Raw genomic sequence first — 14,842 nt, 5'->3', positions numbered from 1 at the left:
TGGCGCCGCGATACCCGCGGCGCCACCGGTTCGTCGACAAGCCCTAGGTGGGGGTTGCGTCCGGTGTCTCGGAGTCGACCATCGCCGGCACCCGACGCGTCCTGGTGGATCCGGCGGTCAGCAGGCGCAGCGCGTCCGCCGAGCTCGCATCGCGCGCGGTGTAGACCTCGAGCCGGTGGTCAGGACTGTCGGGCTGCAACCACACCTGATAGTCGACGTCGACACGGCCGACCGTCGGATGACGCAGATCCATCGGCCCGACGGTGCAATCGGCTACCTCCGCGCCGGCCCACAGTGTCGCGAAAGTCGTACTGCGCATGGTGAGCTCGCCGATCAGTTCGGCCAGACGCGCGTCGGTGGGGTAGCGCCCCGCGGTCAGCCGGAGGTAGCCCACGTGAATGCGGGCGAGCTCGTCCCAGTTCCGGTACAGATCTCTGGCGAGTGGATCGAGGAAGAACAGTCGCGGAATCGACGGACGTCGTGCGGGGTCGTCGGGCGCGGTGAAGTCGAGGTGCTCGCCGACGAGCGCGTGCCCGGCGTGATTCCAGGCGAGCACATCGCCACGGCGTCCGAGCACGACCGCGGGCATGGTGTCGCCGAGCGAGGTGAGCAGCCTGAGAACCCGCGGATGTGGTTGTTCCGGTTCGGCCCGGACCAGATGCGGCACGGCCGGTTGACCTGCGAGGTTGTGCAGGTGGGCCGTTTCGGCGGGATCGAGCTGGAGCACCCGGGCGATGGCGTCGATGACCTGCGCGGAAACGGTCCCGGCCTGATCTTGTTCGAGGCGCGTGTAGTAACCGGCGCTGACTCCGGCGAGCTGAGCGAGTTCTTCGCGGCGAAGTCCGGGGACGCGGCGGGTGACGCCGAAGGTGCGTAGGCCGATCCGCTCAGGGGTAGTTCGGTCGCGGCGGGACTTGAGGAACGTTCCGAGGCTTTCCAACTCCATCGTTCCGATCGTAGGCACCGCCGGGCTGTCCTGCCTATCCCGGCCGGGTGTACCCACGTCAGGGGTCTGGTTACCACTCGCGCGCGATCGCAGGGTGGGGACATGAATCGAATCGATATCGAGCTGCGATCCTGGCTGGGCCTGCTGGTGGTGCTCGGCCCCGTCCTGCTCGTCGCCATGGACGGCTCGGTGCTGTTCCTGGCCATGCCCGCCATCACCGAGGCGCTCTCACCCTCGGCCGACGAAGCCCTCTGGATCCTGGACAGCTACGGCTTCGCGGTCGGCGCCCTGCTGATCGCGTTCGGCACCATCGGTGACCGATACGGCCGCAAACGCCTGCTGATGATCGGCGCGGCGATGTTCGGCCTCGGCTCGGTGGGGGCGGCCTTCGCCACGAGCCCCGCACTGCTGATCGCCTTCCGTGTCCTGATGGGGGTGGCAGGCGCGACGCTGTTGCCGTCGGCGCTCGCCGTGCTCGGCACACTGTTCACCGACCCGCGCCGACGGGCGCAGGCCATCGGCATCTTCGCCGCCACCTTCGCCGCGGGTTTCGCGATCGGCCCGATCGTCGCCGGGCAGCTGCTGACCCGGTTCTGGTGGGGATCGGTGCTACTGATCAATGTGCCCGTGGTGCTGGTGTTCCTGGTGCTGGCGCCGATCCTGCTCGGTGAGGTGCGCGCGACCGGCCTCAGCCGCATCGACGTGGCGAGTGTGCTCACCTCGGCATCCGGACTTCTGGCTGCCATGTACGCGGTGAAACACGGCGCTGCGCAGGGCATATCCATTTCCTCGGTGACTGTGGGCCTGGTCGGTGTGGCGCTGCTCGCGTGGTTCGGCCGCAGGCAGGGGCGCATCGACAACCCGCTCATCGACTTCACCCTGTTCCGCAACCGGGTCTTCACGATCGCGATCGTGACCGGGTTCCTGCCGCTGGCGGCCTGGTCGGCGACCGCGTATCTGGCGGCGATGTACCTACAATCCGTGCTCGGCAGGTCCATCGCCGACGCCGCGCTGCTCGCGGTCCCCGGCGCGCTCGTGCTCACCGCGGCCGCCGTCGTCACCCCGGCCGTCGTGGCCCGCATCGGCCGGTCGGCAGCGTTGATCACCGCCCACTTCACGATCGCGATCGGACTGTCGTTGCTGTTGCCGACCAGCACCGGCAGCGGGGTCGGCTGGTATATCGCCGCGACGGCGGTTGCGGGCATCGGCTACGGCATCTCGTTCAGCGTGGTCGCCGAGATCGCCGTCGCCGCGGTGCCGGCCGAACGGGCGGGCGCGGCGGCCGCGCTGGCCGAGACCGGCAACGAACTCGGCAACGCGCTCGGTATCGCCCTGTTCGGTTCGCTGGCCGCCGTCTTGTTCCGCGTCCACGGTCCGGACCTAGCCCCGACCCTCGGCGAGACTCTGCACCTGCCCGGCCTCGCCCCCGCCGTACTCGACGACGCCCGCAGCGCCTTCGTCAGTGGACTGCACGTCGTCGCCGCCACCGCGGCCGTCCTGCACGGGGTCCTCGGCTCGGTGGCCCTCCGCGTTCTCCGTGGCGGGGCGCTCACCGCGGCGGATGCGGCGCCGACCGGATCGGCATCTCGTCGACGACGCCCGGCGGACAGCCGAAGCTGACGGATCTACGCTGCCGTCAGCCGAGGTGGGTCATGCCCGCCGCGACCACCTGGGCGACGTTCAACAGGTCGTCGGCAGTCGGGACGGGTAGGTCGTCGAGGGCGTGGAGGCGGTCGGTGCTGGCGATCGCGAACATGGCGGACACCCAGGCAGCGGCGCAGGCGTGGAGGGTGCCGGGGCGGACGGGGACGGGGGTGCTGGCTTGCAGAACCCTGGTGGTGACATCGAGGAGCTGATCGCGCAGGGCGCGGAGTTTGCGGCGCACGTCGGGGTGGGTGTCGGCTTCGCGCCACATGATCACCCGCAGGACCGAAGAGTGATGGTCGCGCAGGTTGATCGCGGTGTCGAGGTTGATCAGGCTGGCGGCCGGATCGCCGGGGGTCACCACGGCGGCGAGGTCGTCGATCGGGTGTTCGGGGACGCGTTCGCGCATGAGCGCGGACAGGATCGCGTTCTTGGTGGGGAAGTAGTAGAAGACCAGTCCTTTCGGCACATCGGCGGCCGCGGCGACGGCCGCGGTCGGCGTCGCGTCGAATCCCTGTGCGGCGAACAGGGTCTCGGCAGCATCCAGGATGAGTTGCCGGGCGTCGCCATCGCGTTTCGCGTTGCGGCGCCCGACTCGTCGGCCCGGCATCAGTGATGTGGAGCCATGTTGTGCAGGCGCTGGTTCATGGCAGGCACCGCGGCGACCGCCACCACCGCCGTCACCACTCCGACCACCCATGCGGTCCAGGACGCGCCGCGGAACGCGGTGAAGTCCATGGCCCACGGCGAGATGAACAGCAGCACGCCGAACACGCCCATCGCGTAGTCCGCGACCGTCAGATCGTCCCTGGCCATCTGGATCAGACCGGTCGCGGCGATGAGTACGCCGAGCACGATCAGGGTCCAGCGGGCGTTGTCGTTGGTGTCGAGCCACAGGGGCGACAGTGCGGTGAATGCGCCGAGCACAACGGCCAGAAAGTCCTGTGCGCGACTGTTGGTGAACATGGGAAATGCCTCCTCGTTGAGACGAAAATACCTCTGACCTCGGTCTACTCCTGATTGACCGCCCGGTCGACATCGGAAGCGGCACGGTTGTGTTGCGACGTGGGTGTCACAGGTGACCCGGCGCACTGGTACAAACATCTGGGGGCCGTAGTGGTCCGCGACACAGCAGAAACATGGCACGAGCGGTCAGCGACCGAGCATGCCGAGAGGACACAATATGAGCGCGCCCATCGTGATCGTCGGAGCGGGTCTGGCAGGCCTGCGCACGGCCGAGGAACTGCGCCGGGCCGGATACGAGGGCGGTGTGCTGCTGCTCGGCGACGAGACGCGCGCGCCGTACGACCGCCCGCCGCTGTCTAAGCAGTTCGTGCGCGGCGAGACCGACGACACCACCCTTCGCCCGCCGGAGTTCTTCGCGGACAAGAACATCGAGCTGCGCCTCGGTACCGCCGTCACCGGTGTCGACACCGCCGCGCGCACCGTCACCCTGGCCGACGGCGCCACCATCGCCTACGACCAGCTGATCATCGCGACCGGTCTGCGCCCGCGCAGGCTCCCCGGTCTTCCCCAGGTCGGGGGCGTACATGTGCTGCGTGCCCATGAGGACGCCGAATCCCTGCGCGCCGAACTGGACGGTGCGAACCGGGCATTGATCATCGGCGCCGGTTTCATCGGCTGCGAACTCGCCGCCAGCTTCCGCGCCGCCGGAGTCGAGGTCAGCCTCGTCGAACCCCAGCCGACCCCGCTGGCCTCGGTCCTGGGCGAGCAGATCGGTGGCCTGGTGGCGCGCCTGCATCGCGACGAAGGCGTCGACCTGCGCTGCGGTGTCGGCGTCGACACCCTGCGCGCCGACGATTCCGGCCGGGTGTGTGGCGCGGTCCTCACCGACGGCACCGACATCGACACCGACCTGGTCGTGGTCGGCGTGGGCTCGGTCCCCGTCACCGACTGGCTGGCCGACTCCGGTATCGAGCTGGCCGACAGGTCCGCGGGCGGTGGCGTGCTCGCCGACGAGGTCGGCCGTACCTCCGCCGACGCCGTCTGGGCGGTCGGTGATGTCGCCGCCTGGCAGCACGACTCCGGCGTCCGCAAGCGGGTCGAACACTGGACGAGCGCCGGTGAGCAGGCAAAATTGCTGGTCACCGCCCTCCTCGGCGGTACTCCGCCCACCATGGCCCGCGTCCCGTACTTCTGGAGCGACCAGTACGACATCAAGATCCAGGCCCTCGGCACCCCCTCGGCCGGCGACGACGTCACCGTGGTCACCGACGACGGCCGCAAGTTCCTCGCCTACTACTCCCGCGACGGCATCCTCACGGCCGTGCTCGGTGCGGGCCTGACCAGCCAGGTGATGAAACTGCGCGCCAAACTGGCCACCCCCACGCCGGTGGCGGACCTCCTCGCCGCGGCAGGCTGAGCCCGCTCGGGCCGGTGCGTCCATGGTCGCGATCGGCCGGGCTCGCCGCTGTAATACGGTGTAGCGGTGATCGTCGCGCTCATCGATTCCGGCCTCGGCCTGCTGCCTACGGCTTCGTGGTTGCGCAAGCTGCGGCCCGACGTCGACTTGCTGCTGCTGCTCGACCCCGATGGTGCGCCCTGGGGGCCCAAGCCGGAGCAGTGGGTGGTCGAGCGGGTCGTCGGCACGGCACGGCAGGCGATCGAGGCGGGGGCCGAGGTGATCGTGCTGCCGTGCAATACCGCGAGCGTCACCGCGTTGGCGCATGTGCGGGCGGAGGTGGGGGATTCGGTGCCGGTGATCGGCACGGTTCCCGCGATCAAACCTGCTGCCGCACAATGTAATTCGGTGGCCGTGTGGGCGACGGCGGCGACCACTGCCAGCCGCTACCAGGCCGATCTGATCGCCAGGTTCGGCGGTGACGCGAAGGTCGTCGGAGTCGCCTGCCACGGTCTGGCCGATGCGATCGACCGCGGTGACATCGTGGCGATCCGTGAGTCGATCGCCGACTCGGCCGCGCGCACCCCGGCCGACGTCGAGGGCGTTGTCCTCGGCTGCACCCACTACCCGCTGGTCATCGACGCCATCATCGCCGCACTGCCCGACGGAGTGCGCCTGTTCGACAGCGCCCAAGCTGTCGCCGCCCAGACCGTGCGCAAGATGGACGAACTCGGCCGCCCCACCACCGGCTCCGGCACCGTCACCGTCCGCACGAGCGGTCGGCCGGGCGAGTTGCCCTCCGGTGCAGCGACATTCGAGTCGGGCCGCCTCCTCGGCGCACTACCGGCCTGATCGGACGACGGGGAGCCTGCTCCGGCATGTCACCGCACCAGTGTTGAATGCGGAGGGAATCCGCCGACCCGGAGGTGCGTGTGTCCGAGCTTCCCACCGCTGCACAGGTGCGTAAGGCCCTCGCCGACCTGGCGAACCCCACTGACGCGCATCACCTGCAACGCTTCTTCAAGACCGGCCCCGGCGAATACGGCGAGGGCGACATCTTTCTCGGCATCCGAGTCCCCGTCACCAGAAAAGTGGCGAAACAGTTCCCCGCACTGCCGCTTTCGCAGATCGACGAACTCCTCGACAGTCCCCTCCACGAGGAACGCCTGGCTGCCCTGTTCATCCTCAACGCCCGCTTCGCGGCGGCATCGAAACCGCGTGCCCTCGACGACACGGCCCGCAAGGAGATGGTCGATCTCTACCTGGCGGCCGTCCGGCGCGGCCGGGTCAACAACTGGGATCTGGTCGACGCCTCCGCCGAGAACATCATCGGCCCCTGGCTACTCGACAAAGACCGCACGCTGTTGTTCGAACTGGCCGAACAGGATTCCCTGTGGGAGCGCCGGGTCGCGCTGTTGTCGACGTTCGCGTTCATCAAGGCGGGCGACCCGAGCACCACCTTGGAACTCGCCGAAATCCTTCGGACGGACCGCCGAGATCTGATCCAGAAGGCGCTGGGGTGGATGTTGCGCGAAATCGGCAAGCGCGTCGACCAGACCGCACTCACCGATTTCCTGAACCGGAACGCACCCGAACTGGGCCGCACCGCGTTGAGCTACGCGACCGAACACCTCGACCCCGAGCAACGCGCCGCCTACCGCGCCATGCGTTAGAACTGGATCCGCAGCCGATCGGTCACCGGCCGCGCCTGGCAGCCGAGGATGTACCCGTTCTCGATGTCCTCGGGATCGAGGATCTCCGAATTGGCCATCTCCACTTTGCCTTCCAGCACGGTGCAGGCACACGACCCGCACTCGCCCTCCTGGCAGGAGTAGGGCACGTCGAGGCCCTTGTCGAGCATGATGTCGACCAGCGTCTGCTTGCGGGGCCACGACATCTCGTGCACCTGGCCGTCGAGTTCCACCTCGACCGTCGCCGCGTCGGCCGCTTCGGCCTCGGACACCTCGGCGGGCGCGTGGTCGGCGAACGGATCTCCGGCGAGGGAGTTGAACACCTCGGCGTGGGTGCGGTTGCGCGGGACCTCGAGCGAGGCCAGCGCGTCGTGCACCAGGTCCATGAACGGCTTGGGCCCGCACATGAACGCCTCGTAGGCGGTGTAGGGCCGGACCAGGGTGGCCAGCATGTCGGCGGTCGGCAGACCGAGCAGCGGTTCGAGCCAGTGGATGACGGTGAGTCGCTGAGGATGCTTACCGACGAGATCGCGGAGTTCGTCCGCGAAGATCACCGAGGTCGCGTCGCGATTGGCGTAAACCAGCACGACCTTGCCCGAACCCTGCGACAGCGCCGACTTCAGGATCGACATCACCGGCGTGATTCCGCTGCCCGCGCCGAACAGCAGCATGTCCTCGTCGAGATCCTTGGGCGTGAACACACCTGACGGCGGCAGCACCTCGACCTCGTCGCCCGCGGCGATGTTGTCGCACAGCCAGTTCGAGCCGTATCCGTCCACGGTGCGCTTGACGGTCACCTTCGGCAGGTCATCGGTGAACGGCGAACTGGCCAGCGAATAGCAGCGGGCGACCGATCCGGTCTGCTCGCTCGGGATGCGCAGCGTCAGGAACTGGCCGGGGGAGTAGGCGAAGCGCTCGCGGAGTTCGGCGGGTACCTCGAAGACCACGGAGTGGGTGTCGGCCGTTTCGGCGATCACCGCGGCTACTCGCAGCACCACCGAGCGCGAGCCGTGCGGAACCTCGACTGTGGTCATGTCGTCCTCTCGGGCAAAACTAGAACGTGTTTCAGTTTCATGCTAGGCCGGGACGCGCCTGCAGGGCAAGCTGCGCCTCGAGTCCGGCGACCAGCACCTCCATCCCGAAGTCGTAGGAGTACTTGCCGCGCAGGTCGGACATGTACTTCGTGGCTCGGGCCACTGCCTCGGGCAGCAGCACGTCGGCGGGCGCGGAACGGTCGCGCGGGTTCACTCTGCTGCGGCCGAACAGGTAGGTGTGGATGGTCGCGTAGGCGGCCAGCACGTTGCGGTCGCTGAAGCCCGCGTCGAACAGGATCTCCATCACGGCGTCGATCAGGTCGAGCTGCTTGCCGAGCATCTGCTCGAGCAAGATGTCGCCCAGGCCGGGATGCGTGCGCAGTTTATCGTCTATCTGATCGATCAGATCGCGCAGGCGCACCTGCCACGGACCGGACTCGCGCGGCGGCTTGCGCACCCCGACCAGGGCCGCGCTGGCAACCAGATCGAGTAGCTCGCGCTTGTCGGCCACGTAGTAGTACGGCGCCATCGGTGACACCCCGAGCTCGCGCGAGAGCCGCCGCATCGAAAGCTTCTCGACCCCGTCCTCGCGCACCACTTTCAGTGCCGCGTCGACGATCTCTGCCTCCGACAGTGTCGAACCAGCACCCGCCCCGCCATGGTTACGCAAGCCTCTGCCTCACCTCTGCTGCCACCGGGCCATCAGCCCTTTCCCGTCCCTGCCTCCGGAAGTCTAGAGGGGTTCGCAGCCGAGGGGGGCGGGGTGTGCTCAGAGAAAGATTTTCCGATTCCGCCCTTTATGGCAGTCACTGACGTTAAGGTGCGAGGTGACCGGCAACACAATGGAGGTAGTCATGCCTGAGAACACCACGCCTGCGACCGTCGAATCCGACGAGGACCTGGTCACCGAGACGCTGATCGAAGAGGTCAGCATCGACGGCATGTGCGGCGTGTACTGACCATGCTGGACCTCGACACCCGTTGGACGCTGCACCCTCGGGTCTCGTTGCGCCCGGAATCCTTCGGCGCGCTGCTGTACCACTTCGGCACCCGCAAGCTCTCGTTCCTCAAGAGCCGCGATCTCGTCGATGTGGTCCGGTCGCTGCCCGCGCACCCCTCCGTGCGCGACGCACTGCGTGCCAAGGGCATAGACGCCTCCGACGCGCACGTCAAAGCGCTCGCGCAGCTGGCCGACACCGACATGATCGTGGCATCGCCCGGCCCGGTCACCGCCGCGCCGACAGCCTTGGCGGCGGGTGACGCCACCCAGGGCGGCAGGCTGATCGACCGTTTCGAATCGGGCCTCGCCGCACCGATCTGCCTCACCTGGGAACTCACCTACGCCTGCAACCTGTCGTGCGTGCACTGCCTGTCCTCGTCGGGTCGCCGCGACCCGAACGAACTGAGCACCGAGCAGTGCAAGGCGCTGATCGACGAGTTCGAGCGCATGCAGATCTTCTACGTCAACATCGGCGGCGGCGAACCGACTGTGCGCCCCGACTTCTGGGAACTGGTCGACTACGCCACCGCGCACAATGTGGGGGTCAAGTTCTCCACCAACGGCGTTCGCATCAACGAAGAGGTCGCCGCGCGTTTGGCGGCCAGCGACTACGTCGACGTGCAGATCTCCCTCGACGGCGCCGATGCCGCGGTCAACGACGCCGTGCGCGGTCCCGGCTCCTACGACACCGCGATCAAGGCGCTGTCGAACCTCGCCGCGGCGGGTTTCAAGGATGCCAAGCTCTCGGTGGTCGCCACCCGGCACAACATCTCCCAGCTCGACGAGTTCAAGGCCATCGCCGACAAGTACGGCGCCACCTTGCGACTCACCCGCCTTCGTCCCTCGGGTCGCGGCGCGGACGTGTGGGACGAGCTACACCCGCTGCCCGAACAGCAGCGCGAGCTCTACGACTGGCTCGTCCGCAACGGCGAGGGCGTCCTCACCGGCGACTCGTTCTTCCACCTGTCCGCATTCGGCTCGGCGCTACCCGGTTTGAACATGTGCGGTGCGGGCCGGGTGGTCTGTCTGGTCGATCCGGTCGGTGATGTCTACGCCTGTCCGTTCGCCATCCATGACCGCTTCAAGGCCGGAAACATCGTCGCCGACGGTGGTTTCGAGGCGGTCTGGACCGATTCGGAACTCTTCGCCGAACTGCGCGAACCGGTCGACGGCGGCGCGTGCACCAAGTGCTCGCACTACGACTCGTGCCGTGGTGGTTGCATGGCCGCGAAGTTCTTCACCGGCCTGCCCGCCAACGGACCGGACCCGGAATGCGTTCAGGGCTACGGCGAAGCGGCGCTGTCAGCGCCGGGACGCACCATTCCGCGCCCCGCCGTCGACCACTCGCGCCCGGTTCGCAGCCGAACCAGGGTGTCGCTGCCACTGACCGTGAAGCGGCCACCCGCCAAGGCGTGCAACGAGAGTCCGCTCGGCTGAGCCCATCCCGGTTGCCGGAAGTGCGCTGCCGATCTTGTTGACGCGTCCGGCAACCGGTCACAGCCGTATTTCGGACAGACTTTGGTCCTTTTTTGTGGGGTGATGATGTCTGCGGGGCCAACTGCGAATAGCATGCGAGGAATGCGCCATGATCGTCTGCCCGACGGCTTCGGGGTACGGATCGATCCACGGGTACGCGCATTTTCCGGGGGTCGGATCCTGATCGGAGGATCGCCCGCACGGATGCTGCGCTTGGCCCCGGAGGCCGCCGAGTTGATCGGCGACGGATACCTGGAGGTGACCGACACCAAGTCCGCGATCGTCGCGCGCCGACTGCTCGATTCCGGCGTGGCCAACCCGCGCCCGCGGCTCGAACCATCCCTCGACGACGTCACGGTGGTCATCCCGCTCTACAACAACGCCGACGGGCTGTTACGGCTGCTGGCAGTGCTGCGTGGGCACAATGTGATCGTCGTCGACGACGGCTCCGACGAGCCGGTCCGCATCCCGCCACGGCCGGGCCGCGGTCAGGTGACGGTGCTGCGGCACGAGAGCCCGCTCGGCCCCGCCGCCGCCCGTAATGCCGGATTGCAGGCGGCGACAACGGGCTTCGTGGCGTTCCTGGACTCCGATGTGGTGCCACGCAGCGGATGGCTCGAGGTCATGCTCGGACATTTCAGCGATCCGCAGGTCGCGCTGGTCGCGCCGCGCATCGTGGCCCTGGATTCCGAATCCAACGCGCTCGCTCGCTACGAACACACTCGCTCCTCACTCGACCTCGGCCGGCGCGAATCGGCGGTGCACGCCCGCGGCATCGTGTCCTACGTGCCCAGCGCGGCGCTGCTGGCCAGGCGCGCGGCGCTGCTCGGCGAGGGTGGATTCGACGAATCGATGCAGGTGGCCGAAGACGTCGACCTGTGCTGGCGCCTCGAACGCGCGGGCTGGCGGTTGCGCTACGAGCCCGCCGCGCACGTCGCCCACGATCACCGGGTCGCCTTCCGCGCCTGGTTCGGGCGAAAGCTGTTCTACGGCACGGGCGCGGCACCGCTCGGGAAACGGCACTCGGGCTTGGTCTCGCCGCTGTCGGTGCCGACCTGGACCGTGCTGGCCAGTCTGCTGTTCGCGACACTGTCGAAATGGGGTCTGCTCGGCGGACTCGTCACTCTGGCGACGGCCCTGGTCCGCCTGCGCCGGGTCTTCACCGAACTGGACAACCCGACCCGGATCGCGGCGGTCTACCTCGCGCGCGGTTACTTCGCCGGGATGTGGCGACTGGCTTCGGCGATGTGCCGGGACTATTGGCCGGTGACGCTCCTGGCGGTGATCGCGTCGAGCCGGATCCGCAAGATCGCCATCACGATGGCACTCGCCGACGGTCTCGCCGACTGGTTCACCCATCGCGACTCGGGCGGGCTCGACCCGGTCCGCTATGTGGCCTACAAGCGTCTCGACGACGTGGCCTACGGCACGGGCCTGTGGCTCGGCGTCATCCGGGCGCGCAGTTTCGAAGCGCTCAAGCCGAGCGTGCCGCCCCGCTGAAGCCGACTGCGTGACGAGCACTCTCATCGTCGGAGCCGGGTCGGCGGGTTGCGTGCTCGCCGCGCGGCTCAGCGCCGATCCGGCGCGTTCGGTGCGCGTCATCGAAGCCGGACCGGTTTTCCCTGCGCTGGGGGAGCTGCCCGTCGAACTGCTCGACCCAGGTCATCTCCCGGTCGGCCCCGAGTCTCGACTGGTGTGGCGGTATCCGGGAAATCTGGTGCGAGGCAAGCTGATCGGTGGTTCCGGTGCGATCAACGGCAGCTACTTCATCCGCCCACCTGCCGACGACTTCGCCGCCTGGAGCGTGGTGGCGGGCCCGCGCTGGTCGTTCGAATCGGTCCTTCCGGTGTTCTGTGCTCTGGAAGACGATGCGGAATTCGGCGCTGTGCCCGGTCACGGAATCGGCGGCCCGATCCCGATTTCACGAACCAGCGACCCCACCGAGTTCAGCGTCGAATTCGCGCAACAGTGCGTGGCAGCGGGATTCACCGAAATCCCCGATCTCAACGCACCGTCCGCGGATACCGGTGCGGGATTCGGGCGCGTGCCGTTGGCGATATCGCGAGGCCGCCGCGCCGGGCCCGCGATCACCCATCTCTTTCCCGCACTCCACCGAAGCAATCTGATCCTCACCGGCGAAACAATGGTGACCCGATTATTACTGCGTGGCACTCGGGTAGTCGGTGTGGAGTGGGCCCGCGGGCGAGAACGTGGGACGACGTATGCCGACGAGGTGGTGTTGTGCGCGGGTGCGGTGGAGTCGGCCGCGCTGCTGATCAGATCCGGGATCGGCCCCGAACCGCTGCTGCGCTCGCTCGGTGTTCCGGTGCTGCGACCCGCTCCGGTGGGCGGGTGGTGCACCGATCATCCGGAGATCGGCATCGAATTCGCCGGTGCGCAACCCGCGTGGTCGACCGTCGCGCTCGAATACGTCCTCGAAATGGACGACCTGGAACTACGTCCGTACACCGCGATGTTCACGCCGGGTCTTCGCCGGGTGGGGGTCGCCCTGATGCGTCCCGAGTCGACCGGCGAGCTGACCCTGGTTTCGACTGATCCGGCTGTCGCAGCCCGCGTCGACCACCGTTATCTCCGCGCCGAGCAGGACCGAGCCCGGTTGCGCGAGGCAGTGGCACTCACGGCGGATCTCCTGGGTCGGCGAATCGGACCCGTCGACGACTCCTGGCTGCGCGCCAACCTCGGCACGTCTCAACATCTTTCCGGTACCTGTCGCATGGGCCCCGCGGGGGACGAGCGCGCGGTGGTCGACGAACAGGGGCGTGTGCACGGCATCGAGGCGCTGACGGTGGCCGATCTGTCGGTCGTCCCGGTCCCGCTGCGGCGCGGCCCACAGGCCACCACAGTGATGCTCGCCGCGTCCATAGCGGACCACATGGTCGTGTGACGAAGTGACGATTGATACCACGATGTGACCTGCGGGACAAACCCTGACTTCTGGCGGTTGGCCTGATATCTGCCCGGTACAGTTTGTAGCGGGAAAGAAAGGCAAATGGTCAGCAATCTTGCAGGTGGGAGGCCCCCACGGCAGGCATCGGAGTCGGGCGCACAGCTCGGTGCTCTGGAAGCCTATGCCGCACAGGCCCATGGATTTCTCAGTGCCGGTGGTGAACAGCTTACCCAGCTGGCCGGTCTTCTACGTCCGCTCGTTCTCGAATCATGGCTGCGCAGTGTGCGCGGCGGTGTCGACCCGACGGACGTCCTCGACGGTCGCGGGCTGCGCGGCGCCGATCTGGAGCGTTATCGCGACGCCCACCCTATCGCCGCTCTCATGCCGCTGATCGACAAACTGCTGGTCCAGGACGCGTCGCACGCAGGATTGATCGTGACCGTGGCCGACCAGTTCGGTCGGGTGCTGTCGGTGCACGGTCATCCGGAGCAGGTCGCCGCCGCCGCCGAGATCGGCGTGCGCGAGGGCGACGATCTCAGCGAGCGCCGGATCGGCACCAATGCCGTCGGCCTCGTCGTGCGCACCGGCCGCGCCACCTGGATCCACGGACCCGAACATTTCCTGCATCGCATGCACCAGATCACCGGCGCCGCGGCGCCCGTGCACGAGCCGGACGGCCGACTGATCGGCGTTCTGATGATTGCCGGCGGGATGCGGGTGGCCAAGCCCGAAATTCTCGCCTTGGTCAAAGCCGCCGCGACCGCGGCCGAGATGGATCTGGTGCTGCGAGCCATGCGCGCGAGCCACGGGATCAAGGCGCCGGCTGCGGCGAACCGCGACGGCACCGGACAGGCCAGGCTCGGTCTGGACGTCTTGGGTCTGGGTCAACCTCAGTTGAGCATCGCGGGGGAGCGGGTGCCGCTCTCGCAGCGCCACGCCGAGATCCTGCTCTTGCTCACCGAACATCCCGAAGGTCTCGGCGCCGATCACCTGGCGCTGCTGCTGGACGACACCGATCTGGACAACGGCACGATCCGCGCGGCGATGTCGCGGCTGCGGTCGGTGATCGGCGCCTCGGTGGTCGGTTCGCGCCCATACCGTCTGCGCGTGCATGTCGCAACCGATGTGGAGGAGCTCCGGGCCGCACTCGACTCCGGTGATACCGCATCCGCATTGAACTTGTACGCGGGTCCGGTGCTGCCGCGTTCCTCGGCTCCCGGCATTTGCGATATCCGCGACGAGCTGCGAGTCCGGTTGCGGACCGCCGTGCTCGCCGCCCCCGACGCCGCCGTGCTGCGCCGATGGACCTCGTGTCCGGAAGGCCGCGACGATGCTGCCGCGTGGGCCGCCTACCGGTCGACCGTCGATCGCGATTCGCCGCTGTATGCGCAGATAGAAGCCAAGATCCGGGTCCTCGATCGGCGCATCGGCGCCGATGCAACGCAGATGCAACGTTTCGGCTCATAGTGTCCCGGTCTGAAGGTGTGGTGGCTCACATATGGATGGCCGATGTGTTGGAGCCCACACTCATGCCCTGGTCGTGGGTACCCGCCGGTACGGACTGGACGTCTGACCGATTTTTTTAGCGGAAAAAGTTTCTTTTTATTAACTGAGGGCCTACTGTCGGCACTGCATGGACAGGCGCCCATGTGATGTAACTGACAAAGCCGTTGGAGGAACGATCAACAGCTAGGCACCCGCGACGGACCCAGCGTCCGTTGCCTCGGCGACCCCTCGGTCGTCGATCTCGTCCACATGATCTGTCGGGGATCTTGCGCGAG

At 67.8% G+C, this 14,842-nt stretch carries 14 protein-coding genes; 9 read left to right on the top strand and 5 right to left on the bottom strand.

Annotation, left to right across the window (positions count from 1 at the left end; genetic code table 11):
- Window positions 1-43 precede the first annotated feature (43 nt).
- A complete protein-coding gene (locus tag ACWGCN_RS23585; protein WP_452459146.1) occupies window positions 44-946 on the bottom strand; it encodes a helix-turn-helix transcriptional regulator in 903 nt (300 codons plus the stop codon).
- A 102-nt stretch (window positions 947-1,048) separates the two neighbouring features.
- On the opposite strand from ACWGCN_RS23585, the gene ACWGCN_RS23580 reads away from it, so the two are divergent.
- On the top strand, window positions 1,049-2,566 hold the full coding sequence (locus tag ACWGCN_RS23580; RefSeq protein ID WP_387445744.1) for an MFS transporter: 1,518 nt from the start codon (window positions 1,049-1,051) through the stop codon (window positions 2,564-2,566).
- A gap of 16 nt (window positions 2,567-2,582) precedes the next feature.
- On the opposite strand, the gene ACWGCN_RS23575 is transcribed toward ACWGCN_RS23580, so the two are convergent.
- Together ACWGCN_RS23575 and ACWGCN_RS23570 are read right to left on the bottom strand one after the other, a co-directional pair.
- A complete protein-coding gene (locus ACWGCN_RS23575; RefSeq protein WP_378990890.1) occupies window positions 2,583-3,200 on the bottom strand; it encodes a TetR/AcrR family transcriptional regulator in 618 nt (205 codons plus the stop codon).
- Window positions 3,200-3,556, bottom strand: coding sequence for an SPW repeat domain-containing protein (locus tag ACWGCN_RS23570; RefSeq protein WP_452459145.1), 357 nt, complete (start codon window positions 3,554-3,556; stop codon window positions 3,200-3,202). The genes ACWGCN_RS23575 and ACWGCN_RS23570 overlap by 1 nt, the downstream gene beginning before the upstream one ends.
- A 217-nt stretch (window positions 3,557-3,773) precedes the next feature.
- Between ACWGCN_RS23570 and ACWGCN_RS23565 the strand changes: the two genes are divergently transcribed.
- From ACWGCN_RS23565 to ACWGCN_RS23555, 3 genes are all read left to right on the top strand, one after another.
- A complete protein-coding gene (locus ACWGCN_RS23565; RefSeq protein WP_452452903.1) occupies window positions 3,774-4,973 on the top strand; it encodes an NAD(P)/FAD-dependent oxidoreductase in 1,200 nt (399 codons plus the stop codon).
- 66 nt (window positions 4,974-5,039) lie between these two features.
- Window positions 5,040-5,804: a glutamate racemase gene (locus ACWGCN_RS23560; protein ID WP_378990886.1), complete on the top strand. Its 765-nt coding sequence runs from the start codon at window positions 5,040-5,042 to the stop codon at window positions 5,802-5,804.
- 80 nt (window positions 5,805-5,884) lie between these two features.
- Window positions 5,885-6,625 carry a DNA alkylation repair protein gene (locus ACWGCN_RS23555; protein WP_378990885.1) on the top strand — a complete coding sequence of 247 codons (741 nt, stop codon included), beginning with the start codon at window positions 5,885-5,887 and terminating at the stop codon, window positions 6,623-6,625.
- Here the strand turns inward: ACWGCN_RS23555 and ACWGCN_RS23550 are convergent.
- Both ACWGCN_RS23550 and mftR2 read right to left on the bottom strand, forming a co-directional pair.
- The gene (locus ACWGCN_RS23550; RefSeq protein WP_449969311.1) at window positions 6,622-7,677 is read right to left on the bottom strand and encodes a 2Fe-2S iron-sulfur cluster-binding protein; all 1,056 of its coding nucleotides are present in this window, start codon (window positions 7,675-7,677) and stop codon (window positions 6,622-6,624) included. The two genes, ACWGCN_RS23555 and ACWGCN_RS23550, sit on opposite strands and share 4 nt — an antisense overlap.
- Before the next feature lie 37 nt (window positions 7,678-7,714).
- A complete protein-coding gene (mftR2, locus tag ACWGCN_RS23545) occupies window positions 7,715-8,347 on the bottom strand; it encodes a mycofactocin system transcriptional regulator MftR2 (RefSeq protein ID WP_378990881.1) in 633 nt (210 codons plus the stop codon).
- Window positions 8,348-8,531: 184 nt separating this feature from the next.
- On the opposite strand from mftR2, the gene mftA reads away from it, so the two are divergent.
- The 5 genes from mftA (at window position 8,532) to ACWGCN_RS23520 (ending at window position 14,528) form a co-directional block, all read left to right on the top strand.
- Window positions 8,532-8,636 carry a mycofactocin precursor MftA gene (gene mftA / locus ACWGCN_RS23540; protein ID WP_101468422.1) on the top strand — a complete coding sequence of 35 codons (105 nt, stop codon included), beginning with the start codon at window positions 8,532-8,534 and terminating at the stop codon, window positions 8,634-8,636.
- 2 nt (window positions 8,637-8,638) lie between these two features.
- Window positions 8,639-10,114 carry a mycofactocin radical SAM maturase gene (mftC, locus tag ACWGCN_RS23535; protein WP_378991230.1) on the top strand — a complete coding sequence of 492 codons (1,476 nt, stop codon included), beginning with the start codon at window positions 8,639-8,641 and terminating at the stop codon, window positions 10,112-10,114.
- Between the two features lie 141 nt (window positions 10,115-10,255).
- The gene (gene mftF / locus ACWGCN_RS23530) at window positions 10,256-11,653 is read left to right on the top strand and encodes a mycofactocin biosynthesis glycosyltransferase MftF (protein WP_358060798.1); all 1,398 of its coding nucleotides are present in this window, start codon (window positions 10,256-10,258) and stop codon (window positions 11,651-11,653) included.
- Between the two features lie 10 nt (window positions 11,654-11,663).
- The gene (gene mftG / locus ACWGCN_RS23525) at window positions 11,664-13,058 is read left to right on the top strand and encodes a mycofactocin dehydrogenase MftG (RefSeq protein ID WP_452459144.1); all 1,395 of its coding nucleotides are present in this window, start codon (window positions 11,664-11,666) and stop codon (window positions 13,056-13,058) included.
- Between the two features lie 105 nt (window positions 13,059-13,163).
- Entirely contained in the window at window positions 13,164-14,528 is a 1,365-nt protein-coding gene (locus ACWGCN_RS23520; RefSeq protein ID WP_378990877.1) for a GAF domain-containing protein, read from the top strand.
- The last annotated feature ends 314 nt before the right edge of the window (window positions 14,529-14,842 follow it).

The sequence above is a fragment of the Nocardia sp. NPDC055050 genome (assembly GCF_053608345.1).
This window is presented reverse-complemented; position numbering and strand designations above follow the sequence as displayed.

Bases quoted from the DNA above. Each gene is read 5' to 3' on its own strand.
- ACWGCN_RS23585 (WP_452459146.1), bottom strand. From the start codon at position 946: ATGGAGTTGGAAAGCCTCGGAACGTTCCTCAAGTCCCGCCGCGACCGA.
- mftF (WP_358060798.1), top strand. From the start codon at position 10,256: ATGCGCCATGATCGTCTGCCCGACGGCTTCGGGGTACGGATCGATCCA.
- mftA (WP_101468422.1), top strand. From the start codon at position 8,532: ATGCCTGAGAACACCACGCCTGCGACCGTCGAATCCGACGAGGACCTG.
- ACWGCN_RS23570 (WP_452459145.1), bottom strand. From the start codon at position 3,556: ATGTTCACCAACAGTCGCGCACAGGACTTTCTGGCCGTTGTGCTCGGC.
- mftC (WP_378991230.1), top strand. From the start codon at position 8,639: ATGCTGGACCTCGACACCCGTTGGACGCTGCACCCTCGGGTCTCGTTG.
- ACWGCN_RS23550 (WP_449969311.1), bottom strand. From the start codon at position 7,677: ATGACCACAGTCGAGGTTCCGCACGGCTCGCGCTCGGTGGTGCTGCGA.
- ACWGCN_RS23520 (WP_378990877.1), top strand. From the start codon at position 13,164: ATGGTCAGCAATCTTGCAGGTGGGAGGCCCCCACGGCAGGCATCGGAG.
- ACWGCN_RS23565 (WP_452452903.1), top strand. From the start codon at position 3,774: ATGAGCGCGCCCATCGTGATCGTCGGAGCGGGTCTGGCAGGCCTGCGC.
- ACWGCN_RS23575 (WP_378990890.1), bottom strand. From the start codon at position 3,200: ATGCCGGGCCGACGAGTCGGGCGCCGCAACGCGAAACGCGATGGCGAC.
- ACWGCN_RS23580 (WP_387445744.1), top strand. From the start codon at position 1,049: ATGAATCGAATCGATATCGAGCTGCGATCCTGGCTGGGCCTGCTGGTG.